Origin of the sequence: Kribbella sp. NPDC006257, from assembly GCF_040613535.1 — a bacterium.
GTDB lineage: Bacteria > Actinomycetota > Actinomycetes > Propionibacteriales > Kribbellaceae > Kribbella.
In genome coordinates, this window is record NZ_JBEXSJ010000053.1 from 34,081 (window position 1) to 51,256 (window position 17,176).

13 protein-coding genes are annotated in these 17,176 nt (G+C 66.7%); 4 read left to right on the forward strand and 9 right to left on the reverse strand.

All coding sequences use genetic code 11. The annotated features are described in order from the left end of the window. Nucleotides 1-65: 65 nt before the first annotated feature. Genes ABZ004_RS38080 through ABZ004_RS38095 form a run of 4 tightly spaced genes read right to left on the reverse strand, consistent with a single transcriptional unit; the run spans nucleotide 66 to nucleotide 3,080 of the window. Nucleotides 66-902, reverse strand: coding sequence for a carbohydrate ABC transporter permease (locus ABZ004_RS38080; RefSeq protein WP_355686799.1), 837 nt, complete (start codon nucleotides 900-902; stop codon nucleotides 66-68). 1 nt (nucleotide 903) lies between these two features. Next, on the reverse strand, nucleotides 904-1,797 hold the full coding sequence (locus ABZ004_RS38085) for a sugar ABC transporter permease (RefSeq protein WP_355686801.1): 894 nt from the start codon (nucleotides 1,795-1,797) through the stop codon (nucleotides 904-906). 4 nt (nucleotides 1,798-1,801) lie between these two features. Then, nucleotides 1,802-2,476 (reverse strand): extracellular solute-binding protein, encoded by a 675-nt coding sequence (locus tag ABZ004_RS38090; RefSeq protein WP_355686822.1) that lies wholly within the window; start codon nucleotides 2,474-2,476, stop codon nucleotides 1,802-1,804. After that, a complete protein-coding gene (locus tag ABZ004_RS38095) occupies nucleotides 2,439-3,080 on the reverse strand; it encodes an extracellular solute-binding protein (protein WP_355686803.1) in 642 nt (213 codons plus the stop codon). Before ABZ004_RS38095 ends, ABZ004_RS38090 begins: the two co-directional genes overlap by 38 nt. Nucleotides 3,081-3,366: 286 nt before the next feature. On the opposite strand from ABZ004_RS38095, the gene ABZ004_RS38100 reads away from it, so the two are divergent. Next, nucleotides 3,367-6,204 carry a family 43 glycosylhydrolase gene (locus tag ABZ004_RS38100; RefSeq protein ID WP_355686805.1) on the forward strand — a complete coding sequence of 946 codons (2,838 nt, stop codon included), beginning with the start codon at nucleotides 3,367-3,369 and terminating at the stop codon, nucleotides 6,202-6,204. A gap of 41 nt (nucleotides 6,205-6,245) precedes the next feature. Here the strand turns inward: ABZ004_RS38100 and ABZ004_RS38105 are convergent, their stop codons facing one another. Genes ABZ004_RS38105 through ABZ004_RS38125 form a run of 5 tightly spaced genes read right to left on the reverse strand, consistent with a single transcriptional unit; the run spans nucleotide 6,246 to nucleotide 12,591 of the window. Beyond that, nucleotides 6,246-7,988, reverse strand: a complete 1,743-nt coding sequence (locus tag ABZ004_RS38105) for a beta-galactosidase family protein (RefSeq protein ID WP_355686807.1) — start codon at nucleotides 7,986-7,988, stop codon at nucleotides 6,246-6,248. Between the two features lie 28 nt (nucleotides 7,989-8,016). Then, on the reverse strand, nucleotides 8,017-9,366 hold the full coding sequence (locus ABZ004_RS38110; protein WP_355686809.1) for an extracellular solute-binding protein: 1,350 nt from the start codon (nucleotides 9,364-9,366) through the stop codon (nucleotides 8,017-8,019). Nucleotides 9,367-9,377: 11 nt separating this feature from the next. Next, nucleotides 9,378-10,799: a ricin-type beta-trefoil lectin domain protein gene (locus tag ABZ004_RS38115; protein WP_355686811.1), complete on the reverse strand. Its 1,422-nt coding sequence runs from the start codon at nucleotides 10,797-10,799 to the stop codon at nucleotides 9,378-9,380. Nucleotides 10,800-10,822: 23 nt separating this feature from the next. Further along, nucleotides 10,823-11,668: a carbohydrate ABC transporter permease gene (locus tag ABZ004_RS38120; protein WP_355686813.1), complete on the reverse strand. Its 846-nt coding sequence runs from the start codon at nucleotides 11,666-11,668 to the stop codon at nucleotides 10,823-10,825. After that, a complete protein-coding gene (locus ABZ004_RS38125; protein ID WP_355686815.1) occupies nucleotides 11,665-12,591 on the reverse strand; it encodes a sugar ABC transporter permease in 927 nt (308 codons plus the stop codon). Before ABZ004_RS38125 ends, ABZ004_RS38120 begins: the two co-directional genes overlap by 4 nt. A 115-nt stretch (nucleotides 12,592-12,706) precedes the next feature. Here ABZ004_RS38125 and ABZ004_RS38130 point away from each other — a divergent pair, with 115 nt between their 5' ends. From ABZ004_RS38130 to ABZ004_RS38140, 3 genes are all read left to right on the forward strand, one after another. Further along, entirely contained in the window at nucleotides 12,707-13,729 is a 1,023-nt protein-coding gene (locus ABZ004_RS38130; RefSeq protein ID WP_355686817.1) for a LacI family DNA-binding transcriptional regulator, read from the forward strand. Then, nucleotides 13,726-15,561, forward strand: coding sequence for a heparinase II/III family protein (locus tag ABZ004_RS38135; RefSeq protein WP_355686819.1), 1,836 nt, complete (start codon nucleotides 13,726-13,728; stop codon nucleotides 15,559-15,561). The genes ABZ004_RS38130 and ABZ004_RS38135 overlap by 4 nt, the downstream gene beginning before the upstream one ends. Next, the coding region (locus ABZ004_RS38140) for a DUF2264 domain-containing protein (protein ID WP_355686821.1) at nucleotides 15,558-17,176 on the forward strand (1,619 nt) is incomplete at its 3' end. The genes ABZ004_RS38135 and ABZ004_RS38140, both read left to right, overlap by 4 nt.

The following is a 17,176-nucleotide window of genomic DNA, read 5'->3' on the forward strand; positions in this document are numbered from 1 at the left end:
CCCCCCGGCCCCGCATACGCTAGTGGTGACGCTCAGTATCCGTCAAGCGTTCAAGCACTCGTTCGTCAGTCTTTCAGGCCGGCGTCGATGTCGGCGCTCATGACGTATTTCTGGAAGACGAGGTAGAGGGCTACTAGGGGGATCATCGAGAGGACCGAGGCGCCCAGGAGGACGGACCAGTTGACGTTTTCGGCGCCGACGATGGTGGCTACGCCGATCTGGAGGGTGTATTTGCTGGGGTCGTTCAGGACGACGAGGGGCCAGATGTAGTCGTTCCAGCGCCATTGGAACGAGAAGATGGCCAGGGTCAGCATGATGGGCCGGGAGAGCGGCAGCATGATGCGGAAAAGGGTGGACAGTTCGCCGGAGCCGTCGATCCGGGCTGCCTCCAGGAGGTCGTTCGGGACGGTGAGGAAGAACTGGCGGAACATGAAGGTGCCGGTGGCCGTGATGACCGACGGGACGACGACGGCTGCCAGGCTGTTGTAGAGGCCGAGGTTGCGCACGACCAGGAACAGTGGTGCGAGGATGACCTCGCCGGGCAGCATGGTGGTCGCCAGGATGCAGATGGTGAACGCCTTGACCCACCAGTTCTTGTACTTCGCCAACGCATACCCACAGGCCGCGCTCGCGACGATGGTGAGCACCGTGGCGGAGATGGCGACGATCAGCGTGTTCACGAAGTAGTGCGCGACGTCGAAGCTCGTCCACGCCTGCGTGAAGCCCTTGATCGTGGCGTGCTTGGGGAAGAACGTCAGCGGATACGAGAACAGTTCGCCGGCCGGCTTGAACGAGCTGAGCAGGAACCAGAGGACCGGGATGCCATAGACGGCGACCATGAGCCACATGACGGCGGTCGCCCAGATCTTCTTGGGGAGTTCCCCGGTGGTGCTGGCGGCCATGTCAGGAGTCCTTCCGCCGGTTCAGGGCGAGCTGGATGAGCGCGATCACCATCAGGATCAGCATCAGCACGAACGACGCGGCGCTCGCGTAGCCGATCTGGGCCCGCTGGAAACCCTTGGTGTAGATGTACTGGACGAGCAGGTTGTTCGCCGTCCCCGGACCACCCGCGTTGATCGCCTGGATCAGCGCGTACTCCTTCATCGAGCCGAGCACGCTGAGCAGCACCACGATGAAGGTGGTCGGCGCGATCGCGGGCACGGTGATGTGCCGGAACTTGGCCCACGAGCCGGCGCCGTCGAGCGACGCCGCCTCGTAGTACGCGCTCGGCACGTTCTTGAGCGCGGCGACGAACAGCAGCATGTTGAACGCGGTGCCGCCCCAGGCCGCGGCGATCACGACCACCAGCATCGACAGGTTCGCGTTGGACTGCCAGGGCACCTCGCTGCCGCCGAGCGAGCTGATGATGTAGTTGACGAGGCCGAAGTTCTCGCCGAACATCCAGCGCCAGATGACACCGGCGATGATCGGTGAGATCAGCCACGGCAGGAAGAAGATGATCCGCGCGACGGCCTTGCCCTTGGTGTAGTCGGTGACGAGCAGCACCGCCGTACTCAGGGAGAGCACGAGCGTCAGTGGCACCACGCCGGCCGTAAAGACCAGGGTCCGGGTGAGTGCCGCATAGAACGCGTCGTCCTGCAACAGGCGTTGGTAGTTGTCGAGTCCGACGTACGGCGCGGTGCCGATCCCGGTGTAGCTCGTGAACGAGTACAGCAGGCCGGTCACCGCAGGCCAGACGAAGAAGGTGACGAACAGCAGCAGGTTGACCGAGATGAGGACCAGCGGCGCCGCCGTGTAATGGTTCAGGCGGCGCCGGCGCGGCAAGATTCCTTGCACCCGCTCAGCCCAGCTGCGAGTTGAGGCCATTGACGATGTTGTCGACCGTCTTCTGGACATCCTGCTCGCCGTTGATGAACTTCGCCAGCTCGGGCTTGGTCGGGTCGTCCGCGGCAGCCTTGCCCTCGAGCAGCAGCTTCGTGCCGGCGGCCTGACCCGAGGCAGAGATCGGGTCGGCGAGCTCGATCTCCTTGGTGTAGAGCGCGAAGCCGTCGAGTGCTGCCTTGGACTTGAACGGGTAGGTCAGGGTGAGGCCGGTCTCGATCGGCAGATAGCCGTTGGCCTGTGCCAGCTTGGTGTAGTTGTCCCGCTGGAACAGGAAGTCGACCCACTTCTTGGCCGCCGCCGCGGTGTCCTTGTTGTTGAAGGCAACCACCTTGCCGCCGAGGTTGATGTCGGTCGCGTGTACGGGACCCGGGGTCGGCGCACTGGCCCATTCGAAGCCGGTGATGCCTTCGGCGAAGTCGGGCACCTGCCAGACGCCGGAGAAGTACGCGACCACCTGTCCGCTCTTGAACAGCGCGTTCGGGTCGGCGCCGGAGGTCCAGACCGACTTCGGCATCACCTTGTTGTCGTTCATCGCCTTGAACTTGGTCAGCGCGGCGATGGTCGCGGCGTCCGGCGCCTGGTACTTGCCGTCGTCACCGAGCTGGAAGCCCTTGCCGCCGTTGTTGTAGATGAAGGCCCGGAATCCGCGCGGCCGAGTTGTCGTAGACCAGGTCGTACTTCGCGCCGGTCGCGTCCCGGACCTTGGAGGCCGCCGCCAGGAACTCGTCCCAGGTCCAGGTCTTCGCCGGATCGGTCGGTACGGCGACGCCCGCCTTCTTGAACAGGGTCTTGTTGATGAACAGTCCCGCCGCGGTCAGGTCGGACGGGATGGCGAGCACCTTGCCGTCCTGCTCGGTGACCAGGTCTTTACGGATCTTGTTCGTCTCGTTGTTCGCTGTCGAGCTCAGATCCTGGAGCTGGTTGAGCCACAGGGTGTCGAGGGAGGGCACGCTGGCGACGTCCGGAAGCGACTTGGCCTGGGCCGACTGCCGCAGCTTGTCCTGGTACCCGTCGTACGGCTGGTTGACGACCTCGACGGTGATGCCTTCCTTGGCCTGGAACTCCTTGGCCAGGTCGGTGTACCCCTGGATCTGGGCGGCGGTCGACAGCCAGAAGGTGATCTTCTTGGCGTCACCCGAGCCCGAATCGTCGGAACTCGAACCACACGCGGCCAGTGTCATCGCGGCTGCCACGACTACTGCCAGGCACCGCCACCGTCGAAGAGAACTGGTCATCGTTGGTCTCCTTGTGATCCTCGCAGCCCTTGTAGGCGACGGACGGACGCTAAGAGGCAAGCGCTTGCCAAGTCAAGACAAAGTCGGCGATCGATACCGAAATATGTTTGCGTTAACACGGGTCGGGTCCAAAACGGGCCAGGCTCTTGACGGACCGAGTGGGCTTGGCCAGACTACCGAGACTGTTAACGTTAACAACCCTGGTGAGGTTGGGATGCAGATCAGCATGCGCTCGTCCGTTGTGGTGGTTACAGCGCTCTTGGCCGTTCTTGGAGGGCTCTTGCCGGTGACAGCAGCTGCCGGAGGCACGGCGCCCGCCCAGGAAAACGCGGCCGAGCCCTACGCCGGTTATGTGTTCGCCTACTTCACCGGTAACTCGATCGCGGGGGAGAAGATCTACTTCGCCGCGAGCCGTGGCAACACCGCGCTGAAGTGGGACGAGCTCAACAACGGCCAGCCCAAAATCGAGTCCACCAAGGGCACTCTCGGCCTGCGTGACCCGTTCCTGATCCGTTCGCCCGAGGGGGACCGGTTCTTCCTGATCGCGACCGATCTGTCGATCGGCCGCAACGGTGACTGGGATGCCGCGCAGCGCCAGGGCAGCCGCTATCTGGAGGTCTGGGAATCGACCGACCTGGTGACCTGGTCCGAGCAGCGCCATGTCCTCGTCTCGCCGGAGACGGCCGGCAACACCTGGGCTCCAGAGGCCTACTGGGACGACGAACTCCAGTCGTACGTCGTCTTCTGGGCGTCGAAGCTGTACGCCGAGGACGATCCGGGTCACACCGGTTCGACGTACAACCGGATGCTCTACGCAACGACCCGTGACTTCCGGACCTTCACCGCACCGCAGATCTGGCAGGACCGGGGCGAGTCCCGGATCGACTCGACCGTGATCAAGGAGAACGGCGCGTACTACCGCTTCACCAAGGACGAGGGTGGTGGCGGCACCGGTTGCTCGGACATCATCCAGGAGAAGTCCACCTCGCTGACCGCGGTCGACCTGCCTGGCAAGCCGGCCTGGGCGATGCAGGACTCGTGCATCGGCCGGGACGCGGGGACGTCGGCGGTCGAGGGACCGACGGTCTTCAAATCCAACCCAGGTGACACTTCCGGCTCCAAGTACAACCTCTTCGTCGACGAGTACGGCGGCCGCGGATACATCCCGCTCGGTACGAACGACCTCGAGGCACCGAACTGGCAGGTGCCACCGGCGTACTCGCTGCCGGCCAGCCCACGGCACGGCACCGTCCTTCCGGTTACCCAGGCCGAACTCGACCGGCTGCGCGACGGCCTGGTGCTTCCGCCGCCGGTCAAGGCCGACGCGAACGGGCTGGTCGCCCGCTATCCGTTGGACCAGACCAGCGGTGGTACGGCGACCGACGTGACCGGGCACGGGTACGACGGCGTGCTGGCCGGGGATGCGAGCTGGGCCGGCGGGGCGCTGAATCTCGGCGGCACCAACGGGCACGTGAAGCTGCCCGACAACCTGATGACCGGGCTCGACGCGATCACCGTCTCGGCCGACGTCTGGATCGACACCGGCCAGACGACGCCGTACTTCATCTGGGGCCTCGGCAACACCGCGAACGACACCGGCAACGGCTACCTGTTCATGACCGGCGACGCCTACCGTACGTCGATTGCCACCGGCAACTGGTCGACCGAGCAGACCGCGACGTCGGGCAGCCCCGTGCCACGCGGCGTCTGGAAGGCGCTGACGTACACCCTCACGCCCGACGGGATCGCCACGCTCTACTTGGACGGCGTCCAGGTCGGCCGGAAGACCGGCGTCACCATCGACCCCGGTGACATCGGCGGCGGCCGGACGACGGCCAACTACATCGGGCGGTCGATGTACACCTCCGACAAGTACCTGAAGGGAAAAGTGCGCGACTTCCGGCTGTACAACCGGGCCCTGTCGTCGACCGAGGTCGCCAACCAGGACGCCGATCCGCGGGCGATCATCGGCGTCGAGCTGCCGAGTCTCAAGGTGCCGGCGATCATCGACGACCCCTCGTCGAGCGTGACGCTGCCCGTCGTACCGGGCACGGACCTCAAGAAACTGGCGCCGGTGCTGAAGGTCGTCGCCACCTCGAAGATCTCCCCGGCCGGGCGGGTCGACCTCTCGAAGCCGCGCACCTACACGGTGACTGCTCAGGACGGAACCAAGCGGAAATGGACGGTCAAGGCTGTCGTGATGCGATCACCCGTGCTGCCGGGATACAACGCGGATCCCAACATCGCCCACTTCGGCGACACCTACTACCTCTACGTGACCACTGACGGGTACGCCGGCTGGGGTGGCAAGGACTTCTACGTCTGGAAGTCGAAGAACCTGGTCGACTGGCAGCGATCGGCCAAACCATTTCTGACCCTCGACGGTGCCATCGGCAACGTTCCGTGGGCCACCGGCAACGCCTGGGCGCCGACGATCATCGAGCGCAACGGCAAGTACTACTTCTACTTCTCGGGTCACAACCCGACGTACGACCGCAAGACGATCGGCGTCGCGGTCGCCAACAGCCCGGAAGGCCCCTTCACCGCGCAGCCGACCGCGATGATCCTCAACAACGAGGCCGTCACGTCCGGTCAGGCGATCGACCCGGCCGCGTTCCGGGATCCGGTGACCAAGAAGTACTACCTCTTCTGGGGCAACGGTTCACCGGTGTACGCCGAACTGACGGACGACATGCTCGGCATCAAGGCAGAGACGCTGAAACCGATCAGCGGGCTGACCGACTTCCGCGAGGGCTCCTTCGTCAACTACCGCAAGGGGACGTACTACCTGACGTACTCGATCGACGACACCGGTTCGCCCAACTATCGGGTGGGCTACGCGACGGCACCGAGCGTCAACGGACCCTGGACGTACCGGGGCGTCATCCTCGAGAAGGATCCCGCGCAGGGCATTCTCGCGACCGGCCATCAGTCGATCATCCAGGTCCCCGGCACGGACGACTGGTACATCGCGTACCACCGCTTCGGCCTGCCCGGCGGCGACGGGCAGCACCGGGAGACGACGATCGACCGCCTGTACTTCGCCGCGGACGGCACGATCAAGAAGGTCAAGCCCACCCTGACCAGTGTCGCCCCGCTCCGGACCGCCTCTTCGGACCGATGAACGCCGACACGCCGGGGAACAAGGGACCGATGAGCGGGGGATCAGAGCTCTGGGGGGCCTAGGGCGGGGGAGGGGACCAAGCGGGCTGTGGGGGGCTGGAGAGTGTCCAGTTCTAGGACGACCAGGTCGTTGGGTCCTGGGCGCAGGACGGGACCAGGGATGTAGAGGGTCTCCTGCGGGCCGCGGCGCCAGTAGCGGCCGAGACAGAAACCGTTGATCCACGCGAGTCCCTTGCCCCAGGCATCCGTTCGCAGGAACAGATCAGTGGGTTCTTCGACCGAGAAGGTGGCCCGCCACGCGATGGGGCCGACGCCCGGTGCGGAGGTCTTCGCTGTCTGCCAGAGCTGCGGCACGGTGTCGAGGTCGATCACGAGGGTCTGCCAGGCAGCCGGCTCGATCCCGCCCACCAGTAGCGGACCGATGGGTCCCTTCGGTTCACCGATCCGCGAACCGTAGTTGACCCGGCCCTGGTCCTCGACGACCAGGTCGAGCCGGCCACGTCCACGCGGCAAGGTGATCGCGCGATCGTGGTCCTCGCGGTTGAGGACACCGACCGGGTCGCCGTCGAGGAAGACCAGGGCCCGGTCGCGGATCTCGGCCAGCTGGAGAACGGCAGGACCGTCGAGGTCGAGGTCGGTGCGGTAGACGGCCAGCCGGGCATCGAGGTCGTCCAGGCTTGGGAGCCGATCGTGACTCCGCCAGACACCCCAGTCCTCCGGGCGGTCGAGGAGCCGGATCGGTTCGCCGAGCTCCACCTCGAACTCCGGTGAGGAGCTGACCTCGAAGTCCGGCAGCGGCGGAACCTCGGCGTGCTTGGCGATCACGTCCCGGAACGCGTGGTACTTCGCGGTAGGCCGGCCGGCCTCGTCCAGCGGCGCGTCGTAGTCGTACGACGTGATGGTCGGCCGGTAGACGCCCTTGTCGTTGGCGCCGCTGGTGAGCCCGAAGTTGGTCCCACCGTGGAACATGTAGATGTTCACCGAGGCGCCCGCGGTCAGCAGTGTGTCCAGCTCGGCGGCCGCCTCGTCCGCGGAGGTGGTGTGGTGCGGACCGCCCCAGTGGTCGAACCAGCCGTCCCAGAACTCCATACACATCAGCGGCCCGGTGGGCTGATGCGCCCGCAGCGTCGCCAGCCGCTCGGTGGACCGCGAGCCGAACGAACCGGTTCGCAGTACGCCGTCGATGCCGCCGGCCGCCAGCATCTCGTCGACAGGCTGGTCCACCGTGACCAGCGGCACCGTGATGCCCGCCTGGTGGAACAGGTCGGTCAGCCACTGCAGGTACGCCGAATCGTTGCCAAAGGCACCGTATTCGTTCTCGACCTGGAGCAGCAGCACCGATCCGCCCTGGTCGACCTGGAGCGGGCGCACGATGCGCAGTACCTGGCCGAGGTACTCGCCTACCGCGGCCAGGTACTGCGGCTCGTAGCGGCGGACTCCCACCCCTGGCTGCTGGAAGAGCCAGGAGGGGAGGCCGCCGTTGTCCCATTCGGCACAGATGTACGGTCCGGGCCGGACGATCGCGTACAGCCCGGCGTCGGCCACCCGGCGCAGGAACCGCTCGAGGTCGAGCATGCCGCTGGTGTCGAAGACACCCGGCCGTGGCGAGTGGGCGTTCCACGGCACGTACGTCTCGATGGTGTTGAGTCCCATCAACCGGGCCTTCTCGATCCGGTCCGTCCACAGATCGGGATGGATCCGGAAGTAGTGCAGCGCACCGGACAGGATCCGGAACGGCCGGCCGTCGAGCAGGAAATCGGACTCACCGATCGCGAAGTCTGGCATGTCTCCCTCAGGTTGGACAGTTGTTCGGTCAGCCGTTGACCTGGAAACCCTGCTGGTTGCCGTAGGCCACGAGTGCTTCCTGCCAGGCCTTCAGCCCGGCGTCGAGATCGGTCTTGGCCAGGTAGGCCTTGCCGACGGTGTCGCCGAAGATGCTGTTGGCGTACAGCTCGTACGGCAGGTAGCTCCAGCCCGGCGCGACGGTGCTCGCGGCTGCGGTCAGCACCTGGTTGATCTGCTGGCCGCCGAAGTACGCGTTCTTGCTGTCGACGAAGGTGGGAGCCTTCAGGTCGGCAGTGGTGGCCGGGAAGCCGCCGCTGGCGAGGAAGGTCTTGACGCCGTCGCCGTTGTTGAGCCAGCGGACGAAGCCTGCGGCGAGCGCCGGGTTCTTGCTCTGCTTGAGCACGGACTGGGTGCTGCCACCGTTCTCGGCCGTCACTGCGTCTCCGCCGTACGTCGGCATCGGAGCGACCCGCCACTTGCCGGCGCCGGCCTTCACCGAAGACTCCAGGACACCGGGCATCCAAGCACCGGTCGGCAGGGTGGCGATGGTGCCGTCACCGAGTGCCTTGAACCAGGCGTCGGACCAGCTGGGAATCGTCGAGAGGAGTCCGCCCTGGACCAACTGGTTCCAGTTCGCGGTCCACTTCTTCGTGCCCTCGTCCTGCAGGTTGATGGTGACGTTCTTGCCGTTGGTGCTGAACGGCTTGCCGCCGGCCTGCCAGCTCATGCTGGTGGCGAATCCGGCGTCGCCGGTGTCGCTGGTGATGTACTTCTTCGGGTCGGCCTGGTGCAGCTTCTTCGCCGCCGCGATGTACTCGTCCCAGGTCTTGGGCACGGTCAGACCGTACTTGTCGAAGACCTCCTTGTTGTAGAACAGGGCCATCGGGCCCGAGTCCTGCGGCAGCCCGAACAGCCCGTCCGCCGCGTGCACGGCCGCCCAGGTCGACGGGGTGTACGCCGACTGGAACTGGTCGAAGCCGTACTGACGCAGGTCGACCAGCGAGCCGGGCAGCGCGAACTGCGGCAGCGCCTGGTACTCGATCTGGGCGACGTCGGGAGCGCCGGTGCCGGCCTTGATCGTGTTCTGCAGCTTCGTGTAGTGGTCGTTGCCGGTGCCGGCATTGACGTAGTTCACCTTGACGTTCGGGTAGGCCTTTTCGAAGGCCGCGACCTGCGCCTGGGCGGACGGTGTCCAGCTCCAGTAGGTGATCGTGCCGCCCTTCTGCAGCGCCTCGTCCACTGCGGCGGGGGAGCCCTGCTGCTTGCTGTCGCCTGCCTTGCTGTCGTCGTTGGAGCCGCACGCGGCCAGGACGAGCGACAGCACTGCGATCGCGCCGACGGCCATCAGCCGACGGGACTGTCGTTGGGTTGACTTCATGGTGTTCCCTCTCACTGTCGTGCCCATTGCTGGTTCGGCTGTCCGTTGCAGGGCTGAACCTGAACCGCGGTGCCGTTCTCTGTTCCGGCCGCCTGCAAGCAGAGGGCCGGGGTGCCGATGCTGGAGATCGACTTGTCCTCGTTGAGCTGCCACGCCTGGCTCGGTACGCCGGTGCAGTCCGTGATGAGCACCGGGCTGCCGGCGGCGCCGTCACCGCCGATCGTCAGGCACTTGTTCGCGTAGACGGTGAGCTGCTTGCTCGCGGTCCAGTTCCAGGTCTGGTTGCCGCCACCGTTGCAGTCCCACAGATCAAGAGCCGTGCCGTTGGTGGTGGAGAATCCCGGTACGTCGACGCAGCGGTTGCTGTCGACTCCTCGCAGCGGCTCGCCGGGTGGCGCGGGCGGGAGGGTGTTCACCGGCTCCTTCTTGAGCAGACCCCAGCCCCACTGCAGCTGGGCCAGACCGCTTGCGCTGTTGACCTTCAGGTCGCGTTCGCTCACCTGGGTGGTCATCGAGTAAGAGTCGCCGGTGCGCAGGCCGGGCCAGTACACGATGCCCATCCCGAGCGCCCGGGCCGTGTCGGTCAAGGCGCCGAGGTACGCGGTGGAGACGTTGCCCTCGTGGTTGCCGTAGTTCAGCCCGATCGTCATCGGTGAGCCGGCCTCGTCGATGATCGTGCGCCAGCCGTAGTCGCCGATCCGCGGCCGTAGGTTGGCCAGCCACTCCGCCTCGGTGGTGTACGACGCCCAGAAACCGTAGAAGTGCAGGGAAAGCAGGGTGCCCTTCAGCTCCGGGGCGGCGCCGACGCCGGTGACGTTGTCGTTGTAGCCGGTGCCCGAGATGACCAGCCGGCTGCGCGGTACGTCGGAGTGCCGGTTGACCCACGACGAGGTCAATGCGACCCAGTCGGTGAGCGAGTAGCCGAACGGCTCGTTCATCGGCTCGAAGTACACCTTCGGGTTCTTCCGGTAGGTCCGGAAGACGGTGTCCCACATCGTGGTGAAGGCGGCCGTGTCGTCGACCCGGCCGTCCTTGGCGTTGTCGGCCTCCCAGTAGCTCAGGATGACCTTGAAGCCCTGGTCCGTCGCAGCATCGATCGCGCCGCGGTAGGACGACCACCAGTTCGTCCCCACGCTGGCCGGGTTGATCGGCAGGCGGACCGTGTTGGCGCGCAGCTCGGTGCGGAACTCGCTGAGGATGCCGGTCGCCTTGCGATAGGTGGTCGCGTAGCTGTCCGCCGTACTGAGGCCGGACGGGACCACCTCGTCGTCGGCGTAGTTGTCGCGCGGGTCGGCCCAGTTGACGCCGCGGAAGGCGGCGGTGTCCTGGTGTGTCACCTGGTCGGTCTGGTACGGCGCGGCGGCCGCGGGGACTGTCAGGGCGGTGGCCACGGTGGCGACTGCCACGGTGACCCGCCAGAGTGCGGATTTCATCGAACTCCTCTCACCGGTGGGAATCACTTGATGCTTCCGGCGCTCAGGCCGGACTGCCAGAAACGCTGGAGCAGAAGGAACGCCACGACGAGCGGCACGATGGTCAGCACCGACCCGGTGATCACCAGGTTGTAGATCGGGTTCGCCCCGACGCCGGTGGCCTGGTTGTTCCACTGCGTGAGTCCGACCGTCAGCGGGTACAGACTCGGCTTGCTGAGCATGATCAGTGGCAGGAAGTAGTTGTTCCAGGTCGCCACCACCGCGAAGAGGAGCACGGTCACCACACCGGGCGCGAGCAGCCGCAGCGCCACGGTCCAGAAGATCCGTACTTCGCCGGCGCCGTCGATCCGGGCCGCTTCGAGCAGCTCGGCCGGGATCGCCTCGGTGGCGTAGACCCACATCAGATACAGCCCGAACGGACTGATCAGGGACGGGATGATGATCGCCCACACCGTGTTGGTGAGGCCGACCTTGGAGAACAGCAGGAACGTCGGTACGGCGAGCGCCGTACCGGGCACCGCGACCGCACCGAGCAGGATCGCGAAGACCGCGCGCCGGCCACTGAACTTGTACTTCGCCAGCCCGTACCCCGCGGCGGTGGCGAGCAGGGTCGCACCACCTGCGCCGACCACGACGTACAGGACGGTGTTGCCGAGCCAGCGCAGGAAGATGCCGTCGTTGTAGGTCAGCGTCTGCTTGATGTTCGAGAACAGCGCGAACTTGTGGCCGAACCACAGCCCTGACGTGGAGACCAGATCGGACTGGGTCTTGGTCGCGCTGATCACCAGCCAGATCAGGGGAACCAGCGTGTAGATGAGGTAGAGCACCATCACACCGGTCAGCACCCGGGACGGTTTGGACCTGGTCACAGTGCCTCCCGCGAGCCGCGGAGCTGAACGACGTACGCGATGATCGCGGTGAAGACGCCCATCACGATCGCGACGGTGGCCGAGTAGTTGAACTGCTGGCCGGCGAACGAGAGGTTGTAGGCGTACATGTTCGGCGTGTAGTAGGTGGTGATCACGTTCGGCGCCAGCGTGCGCAGGATGTTGGGCTCGTTGAACAGCTGGAAGCTGCCGATGATCGAGAAGATGGTGGCGATCACGATCGCACCACGCAGCGCGGGCAGTTTGATCGCCCGGACCGTTCGGAGCGCGCCGGCACCGTCGATCGCGGCGGCCTCGTAGAGCTCGCCGGGGACGGTGCGCAGGGCGGAGTAGAAGATCAGCATGTTGTATCCGACGAACTCCCAGGTGACGATGTTGGCGATCGACGGCAGCATCCAGGTGCCGCTGAGCGGCTGGATCGCGGTCGTGCCGAGCAGGTCGTTGAGATCCGCGGCGAGGCCGAACGAGTCGCCGTACAGGAAGCCCCACATCAGGACGGCGACCACACCCGGTACGGCGTACGGCAGGAAGATCACGATCCGGAAGAAGCTCGCGCCGCGCAGCCGGGCGCTGTCGATCGCGAGGGCAGCGCCGAGCGCGAGCAGGAGCATCACCGGGACCTGGACGACGAGGAACGCCAGCACCCGGCCGGCGGCCTCCCAGAACTTGGCGTCCTTGAGTGCGTCGGCGTAGTTGTCGAGGCCGACGAAGACGGTGCCGCCGAAGAACGCCTGGTCGCGGAACAGGCTCAGGTAGATCGCGTACCCGATCGGGGCCAGGAAGGTGACTGCGAAGACGGCCAGGAAGGGGCCGACGAACAGCCAGCCTTTCGCCTCGAGGCGCCGTCGGCTGCGGGCGGCGGGACTTCGGCCCGCGGCGTTCCGGCCGACGATGGACGACGACATTGCGAAGCCTCCTCCGGAGTGTGTTGACGTTAACACCGACGATCGGGACGGTAGCTTGTTGACGTCAACATGTCTAGACTGCGGTCGATGGAGGTGGGTAACTAGACTGCCGTCGATGGAGGTGGGTAAGTTGCGTCAGCGAGGACCCTCGATAGCCGACGTGGCCCGGCTGGCCGGAGTATCGGGCCAGACCGTGTCGCGGGTCGCGAACGACCGGCCGAACGTCGACGCCGGTACCCGGGACCGGGTGCTGGCCGCGATGCGCGAGGTCGGCTACCGGCCGAACGGCGCGGCCCGGGCGCTGCGGAACGGGCAGTTCCGCAGTATCGGCCTGATCGTCTTCGAGCTGTCCAGCTTCGGCAACACCCGCACGCTCGATGCGATCGGGACGGCCGCGACCGCGGCCGGCTACGGGATCAACCTGCTGCCGCTGCTCGACGCCGACCAGGGCAAGGTGACCGGAGCGTTCAGCCGGCTCCAGGAGCAGGCGGTCGACGGCGTGATCATCCTGATCGAGGCGCATCAGCTCGACGAGGCCGAGATCCACCTGCCGGAAGGGCTTCCGGTCGTGGTCGTCGACTCCAGTGCGCACTACGACTATCCGATCGTCGACACCGACCAGGCGCAGGGCGCCCGGCTCGCTACCGAGCACCTGCTGGACCTGGGCCATGAGACGGTCTGGCATCTCGGCGGGCCGGAGTCGTCGTTCGCCGCGAGCCGGCGCCGTCGTTCCTGGGAACAGACCTTGCTCTCGCGCGGGCGAGTCGTGCCGCCGGTGCTGGTCGGGGACTGGTCCGCCACCTCGGGGTACGAGGTCGGCCGTCAATTGGCTGCTGATCCGGAGGTCACGGCCGTGTTCGCTGCGAACGACGCGATGGCGCTCGGCCTGCTCCGCGCACTCCATGAGGAGCAGCGCGCGATCCCCGGCGACGTGAGCGTGGTGGGTTTCGACGACCAGGAGAGCGCCGCCCATTTCTGGCCACCGCTGACCACGGTCCGCCAGTTCTTCGGCGACGTCGGCCGGCGTGCCGTCGAGGCCCTGATCGTCGAGCTCGACTCGCACGAACACCATCACCAGCCGGTCAGCGTCCCCACCGAACTGGTCATCCGCGCGAGCACGGCGCCGCCCCGGTCATGACGTCGCTCGCTCAACGCTGGGCCGCTCTGAGCCCGGCGATCCGGCACGCTGCGGTGGAGTCGGCTAGGGACCGAACCGGTGTTCCTGATCTACGGCAGCGCGATCTGTGGGAGTCCCGTCCGACGTCGGTCTCGGCGGCGATTCTGGCCCGGGCAGAGACAGACCGGGCCCAGCCGTGGCCTCGGTTGTTGCTGTCCGACTTCGCCCGCTATTGGCGAGACGGCGTACGGACGGCGTACGAGAATCCGGCGGGGGAGTTGCGGCGCAGGACGAGGAGTGCCGTGCTCGCGGCGGTGCTGACTGCGGAGCAGCGGTACGTCGACGAGGCGGCCGACGGGCTGCTTCTGCTGTGTGAGCAGACGACGTGGTGCTGGGCGGCGCACGAGTCGTTCGCGACGGACCGGGGAGAGGTGCTCGCGGATCCGGCCGAGCCCTATCTCGATCTGGGCGCCGCCGAGACCGTGGAGATCCTGGCCTGGGCCGATCTCGTGCTCGGTCCAGCCTTGGACGAGCGGGTCCCAGGGCTGCGCCGGCGTTTGCGGGTCGAGACAGAGCAACGCGTACTGCGTCCGTTCGTCGACGACCGTCGCTGGCATTGGCTCGGCCTCGACGGGCATCTCCACAACTGGAATCCCTGGATCCACGGGCATGTCCTGGTGGCAGCGCTGTTCCTGGAGACAGACCCGGTACGCCGTACGCACGTGGTGGACCTGGTCGTCGAAGGTCTCGACCGCTATCTGCAGGCCCTGCCGGCCGACGGTGGATGCGATGAAGGCTATGCGTACTGGTGGAACGGGCCGGCCCGACTTGCCACGGCACTGGAACTGCTCGACCGGATCACCCTGGGCGCTTTGGACCCTTGGCGTTGTGCACCTCTGGAGGAACTCGCTCGCTATCCGCAGCGGATGGCGCTCGGCGACGGTTGGTATGTGAATGTCGGCGACGGACCGGCGAGACCGGATCCCCAGCAGCCCTGGGATCTGCTGCACCGGTGGGGTAGAAGGATCGGTGACGCGACGGTCATGGCGCAGGCCGCCGCCCATCGCGAACAGCCGATCGCCGAGAGCGGCCTGGGGCGAGCGCTCGTCGCCCTTGCCGACGACGAATGGTGGGGTAGCACTCCGACGCAGCTGCCGCTACCGAAGTCGAGCTGGCTTCCGGACGTGCAGCTGCTGGTAGCCCGCCAGAAGGAAGGCTCGGCCGAGGGCTGGACGCTCGCGGTCAAGGGCGGGCACAACGACGAGAACCACAATCACAACGACGTCGGCTCGGTGATCGCCGCGCTTGACGGAACGCCGGTACTGATCGACCTCGGGCAGCCGACCTACACGGCGATCTCGTTCTCCGATCGCCGATACGAGCAATGGGTGGTCCGGAGCGAGTGGCACAACGTCCCTGTCGTCAACGGCCGGCAGCAGGAGGCCGGGCCGCAGTGGCGAGCCGGCGACTTCGTCGTACGGGACGGTGTTGTGGCCGAGCTCGATCTGTCCGGGGCGTATCCGAGCGGGAAGCTTCGTCGGACGGCGACGCTGGATCGCGGCGACGAAGCGATCCGGATCGTCGACGCCTGGGCGTCGGGCGACGAGGTCGCCGAACACTTCGTGATCGCGGGACGGCCTGTCGATCACGAGGCCGGGCGGTTGGTGGTCGAGACCTTGAGTGGCGCTCTGGCCCAGCTGAGCTGGGATGCTGACCTCGGTAGCGGACGGCTCGAGACGCGCGTGGTCGACGACGAACTGCTGTCGGCCGTCTGGGGACCTTCGGTGCACCGCTTGATCATCGATGCAAAGCCCGATTTCCAGCTGACTCTGACCCGAGGAACCCGCCCGTGACCGACGCTTCCTTCACCGGCCTGACCCGCGATTCCTGGGGTGCGGTCGCCGACCGGCTGCTGCTGTCGCTGCAGCCCTGGGCATCGCCCGACCATGCCCGGATCGAGCTGCCGGGGCCGCGCAGCGCCTACGGCCGCGACAGCGATTCCCTCGAGGCGTTCGCCAGATCCTTCCTATTGCTGGCGATCCGGCTGAAAGGGGAGGACGGCAACGATCCGCACAACCTCGCCGAGTGGTACGCCGACGGGCTGCGGGCGGGGACGGATCCCGCGTCGCCGCACGCGTGGCCGCGGCCGGATCAGCTCGGCCAGGCGAAGGTGGAGGCCTGCTCGATCGCGCTCGGCCTGCATCTGTCCAAGCCTTGGTTGTGGGACCGGCTGAGCGACCTGGACCGCGAGCGGATCGTCGCCTGGCTGGCGACCGTGGTCGGTGAGCAGTACCCGCCGATCAACTGGGTCTGGTTCCAGATCGTCGTCGAGACGTTCCTCAAGTCCGTCGGCGGACCGTGGTCGCCGGCGGACATCGAGAGCGGTGTCGCGGTGCACGAGTCGCTGTACCGCGGTCACGGCTGGTACGCCGACGGTCAGGAGCGCGCCTACGACCACTACAACGGCTGGGCGCTCCAGGTCTATCCGTTGCTCTGGGCAATGATGGATCGCGGGCTGTGCGGCCCGGCACTGGAAACTGCCTGGCGAGAGCGGCTTGCGGAATTCTTGTCGGCCGCGGTCCACCTCGTCGGCGGCAACGGCTCACCCCTGGTCCAGGGCCGCAGCCTGACCTATCGGTTCGCCGCCGCCGCGCCTTTCTGGATGGGCGCGATCACCGGCGCCACCGACCTCGCACCAGGCCTGCTCCGGCGTACCACGTCAGGCATGCTCGGCCACTTCCTCGACCGCGGCGTCCCGGACCGCAACGGCCTGCTCAACCTCGGCTGGTACGCCGAATGGCCGGCGATCGCGCAGTCGTACTCCGGGTTCGGATCGCCGTACTGGGCGGTGAAGGGGATGCTCGGACTGATGCTTCCAGCCGACCACCCGGTCTGGACGGCGTCGGAGGAACCCTTGCCGGTCGAGCGTTCCGACTTCACGATGGCGCTCGCAGAGCCAGGCTGGTTGGTCAGCGGCACCCGAGCTGACGGGATCGTGCGGATCGCCAACCACGGCACTGATCATTCGGTCGCCGGGGACGAGCGTGCCGACTCGCCGCTCTATGCCCGGCTGGGGTACTCGACCCACACGATGCCGCCGTTGCGCCAGGAGTTCTGGGCCCAGCCGCTCGAGAACAGCATCAGCATCGTGCATCCCGAACTCGGGTTGTCGCATCGCAACGGCTTCACCACGGTGAGCACCACGACATCGATCGCCACCATGCACTGGGTACGGACCTCCGACGACAAAGGCCCCGAACACGGCTCCGGCCGCGGCGGCGATGTCGTCCCCGGCCCCGTAGTCGCGATGGCATCAGCACTCCGCGGAAGCCACGAGGTCCGAGCCGCCCACATCCACCCCGACGCCAAGGTCGGCCCAGCCCACTTGCTGGAGATCTCCGGCTGGCCCAACACCGCCGACCAACCCCCCTCCGCGACGCCCGCCGCGCCCGCCGCGGCCGCCGCGCC

Bases quoted from the DNA above. Each gene is read 5' to 3' on its own strand.
- ABZ004_RS38125 (WP_355686815.1), bottom strand. From the start codon at position 12,591: ATGTCGTCGTCCATCGTCGGCCGGAACGCCGCGGGCCGAAGTCCCGCC.
- ABZ004_RS38080 (WP_355686799.1), bottom strand. From the start codon at position 902: ATGGCCGCCAGCACCACCGGGGAACTCCCCAAGAAGATCTGGGCGACC.
- ABZ004_RS38130 (WP_355686817.1), top strand. From the start codon at position 12,707: ATGGAGGTGGGTAAGTTGCGTCAGCGAGGACCCTCGATAGCCGACGTG.
- ABZ004_RS38095 (WP_355686803.1), bottom strand. From the start codon at position 3,080: ATGACCAGTTCTCTTCGACGGTGGCGGTGCCTGGCAGTAGTCGTGGCA.
- ABZ004_RS38135 (WP_355686819.1), top strand. From the start codon at position 13,726: ATGACGTCGCTCGCTCAACGCTGGGCCGCTCTGAGCCCGGCGATCCGG.
- ABZ004_RS38115 (WP_355686811.1), bottom strand. From the start codon at position 10,799: ATGAAATCCGCACTCTGGCGGGTCACCGTGGCAGTCGCCACCGTGGCC.
- ABZ004_RS38105 (WP_355686807.1), bottom strand. From the start codon at position 7,988: ATGCCAGACTTCGCGATCGGTGAGTCCGATTTCCTGCTCGACGGCCGG.
- ABZ004_RS38110 (WP_355686809.1), bottom strand. From the start codon at position 9,366: ATGAAGTCAACCCAACGACAGTCCCGTCGGCTGATGGCCGTCGGCGCG.